This window comes from Arsenophonus sp. ENCA, assembly GCF_002287155.1.
Lineage (GTDB): Bacteria > Pseudomonadota > Gammaproteobacteria > Enterobacterales > Enterobacteriaceae > Arsenophonus > Arsenophonus nilaparvatae.
In genome coordinates this window covers 1-2,191 of the sequence record NZ_NHNG01000222.1, presented here as the reverse complement: position 1 = coordinate 2,191, position 2,191 = coordinate 1, and the positions used below count along the sequence as shown (strand labels likewise).

Genomic DNA, 2,191 nt, shown 5'->3' with positions numbered 1-2,191 from the left:
CATAAACGATTATCTCGTAACAGCCGCTCTTTGTTGATCATTTCAAACCTTTATTCTCTAAGTTAAACCTCTTTTTATTCTCAATAGCGTGACAAAAAATGCAAGTCTCTATTCAGCAACTAGTTTATTGTTAACTGAGCGCGCGATAAGTGCAAATAATCCAAACTCAATGAAGGTTAAATCACCTGCATCACGCTGGCTAACGAATAACGTCACCGCACAGTCCAGCGCTGCCTGTCCTGCGAGTCCCTGCCTGTCTGAAACCAGCGCCCCGTCTCGACGAGGCTGTCGCAAAAGGGGTATTTACAATAAAAATAATTTAATTTTTTCTTTAAAATCAAAATATTGAAATCATTAAAAACATGATACTACCTCTTTTGCGACAGCCTCCGACAATCGGAGCGCATCACGCGCGCCTGGATAGCCCCTTATGTGTCACCGGATGAGGTCGTCCATACCGGCGAAGTGGTTTATTTCGTGACCACCCCATCCACCTGGGCAAATGTGGAGACGATTTGATGCTAAAGCACGTCAATCCGCTCAAAATCATTGAACTGGTGGGTAATGCCTTAATGGAAAAAGACACTACCCGTGAAACGGCAAAAAAGCTCGAGTCGATGGATTATCCGCATTTGCGCGACTTATTGCCGCATCGGGATTATGACGGCGACCATCAGCTTTTTATTAACCAGCATTCACTGGGATTTTTACTGGAAGCACAACCGTTAATCGGTGCTAATGAAAAACTGGTCGAATCACTGGAAGAGCTGGTGAAAAACAATCTGCTGATAGGACGTGAGATATTTAAAAGGGAAACGTGCGATAAATGTGGATCTACCTGGGACAAACTGGATCTATCTGGGACGGGTAACGGTAATTAAGTTACACATAGTGAAACAGGAATCATCACTCAAATTAACCGATTATTGAAATAATACTCCTGCCTCTGTTAGGATCCAAGGCCAAATACTGCTACTTATTAGTATCAATAGGAGGGTTTCTATGAGCAATAAGAATGATAAACAGGATCGTGTAGAGTATTCAGAAAATCCAAAGAGTGAGGGGATCATCACTAAGCCTGTTGCTCAATAGCAAAATTAATTGTGACTTACAAAAAAACCAGCTATTGATGATAAAATAATCAATTTTTGAATTAAAAATGACCTATATAAGATTAAAAAATAACCTATTTTTGTGTTTTTTAGATGTATCTAACTTGTTTTTATTGAAAGCAGTTTTATTTCACTATTGAGCAACAGGCTTACTGTCGAAATGCCAATCAGCAACGAAAAGTCATCCGCTGAACCCAAAGCACCTACGCCATTGGGTAAAAAGTAGTCTTTGTTTCAGTCGGTAGAAGAGCTTGATGGCTTTTCCGCTCTTCTCCTGATATCTATTCTGGCGATTTGATCCGCAGGGATGTAAGTCGCGAGAGCACCGTAGTCCTGATGAATACTGTCTCCATACTCTACCCACTCATTGCTATTTGCCGGGCTGCTATGCGTGACATAGAGAATGACATCACCGTTATTACCGAGTGTAAAAGGCCCATTTGGAAGCCCCTCGAAACGCCCTGGCAATCGTGACAGCAAGCCCGAGCCATCCTTGAGGATCACAAATAATTCAGTTGCCCGATAATTCGTTTGGCCAAACATTTGCTGCCAGGCAGAGTGCGTACTGTCAGACCACGAGATATTATGCTGCCGAAGAAATCTATATAACCGCTTACGTCCATATTTACGCCACAATGCACCCAGGGTAAATGCCAACAATACGGTCGGTAGTGCTGCCGCGTAAGCATTAAACTAGTTGCTGAATAGAGACTTGCATTTTTTGTCACGCTATTGAGAATAAAAAGAGGTTTAACTTAGAGAATAAAGGTTTGAAATGATCAACAAAGAGCGGCTGTTACGAGATAATCGTTTATGTAAAGCAATCATTGGATTATCAGTCGAAGAATTGAAAAATTTAGCCGCTGAATTTTCAGCTTGTTATTTGATTTATCGGAAAAAGAATCGAAAAGATCACGAGCGGCAGATGGGTGCAGGGCAGAAAGGATTTATCTGTATTAGTCTTAACTTAATCTGACAATTCTGATTTAAAAAAGAAAGTTACCGGTTTTAATTAACATCATTAGATAATTAAATAAAAGGTAATTTTATGTATCAAACAAATAATCCTATCATCAAAC

The 2,191-nt window shown here is 40.4% G+C and carries 4 protein-coding genes and 1 pseudogene; 3 read left to right on the top strand and 2 right to left on the bottom strand.

Translation table 11 applies throughout. The annotated features are described in order from the left end of the window. Positions 1–108 precede the first annotated feature (108 nt). Entirely contained in the window at positions 109–294 is a 186-nt protein-coding gene (locus CBG25_RS05900) for a hypothetical protein (protein ID WP_290605272.1), read from the bottom strand. Positions 295–399: 105 nt separating this feature from the next. Here CBG25_RS05900 and CBG25_RS21350 point away from each other — a divergent pair. Then, positions 400–519 (top strand): annotated as a pseudogene (locus CBG25_RS21350) (TraV family lipoprotein); the annotation flags it as partial. Continuing rightward, on the top strand, positions 519–881 hold the full coding sequence (locus CBG25_RS05895; protein ID WP_290605271.1) for a TraC family protein: 363 nt from the start codon (positions 519–521) through the stop codon (positions 879–881). The pseudogene CBG25_RS21350 and the gene CBG25_RS05895, both read left to right, overlap by 1 nt. Positions 882–1,346: 465 nt before the next feature. Here CBG25_RS05895 and CBG25_RS05890 read toward each other — a convergent pair whose 3' ends face one another. Then, the gene (locus CBG25_RS05890) at positions 1,347–1,769 is read right to left on the bottom strand and encodes a hypothetical protein (protein WP_290605269.1); all 423 of its coding nucleotides are present in this window, start codon (positions 1,767–1,769) and stop codon (positions 1,347–1,349) included. Between the two features lie 118 nt (positions 1,770–1,887). Between CBG25_RS05890 and CBG25_RS05885 the strand changes: the two genes are divergently transcribed. Next, the gene (locus CBG25_RS05885; RefSeq protein ID WP_290605267.1) at positions 1,888–2,088 is read left to right on the top strand and encodes a hypothetical protein; all 201 of its coding nucleotides are present in this window, start codon (positions 1,888–1,890) and stop codon (positions 2,086–2,088) included. Positions 2,089–2,191: the final 103 nt, after the last annotated feature.

Excerpts from the sequence above, each read along its gene's own strand:
- CBG25_RS05895 (WP_290605271.1), top strand. The coding sequence starts at position 519 with ATGCTAAAGCACGTCAATCCGCTCAAAATCATTGAACTGGTGGGTAAT.
- CBG25_RS05885 (WP_290605267.1), top strand. The coding sequence starts at position 1,888 with ATGATCAACAAAGAGCGGCTGTTACGAGATAATCGTTTATGTAAAGCA.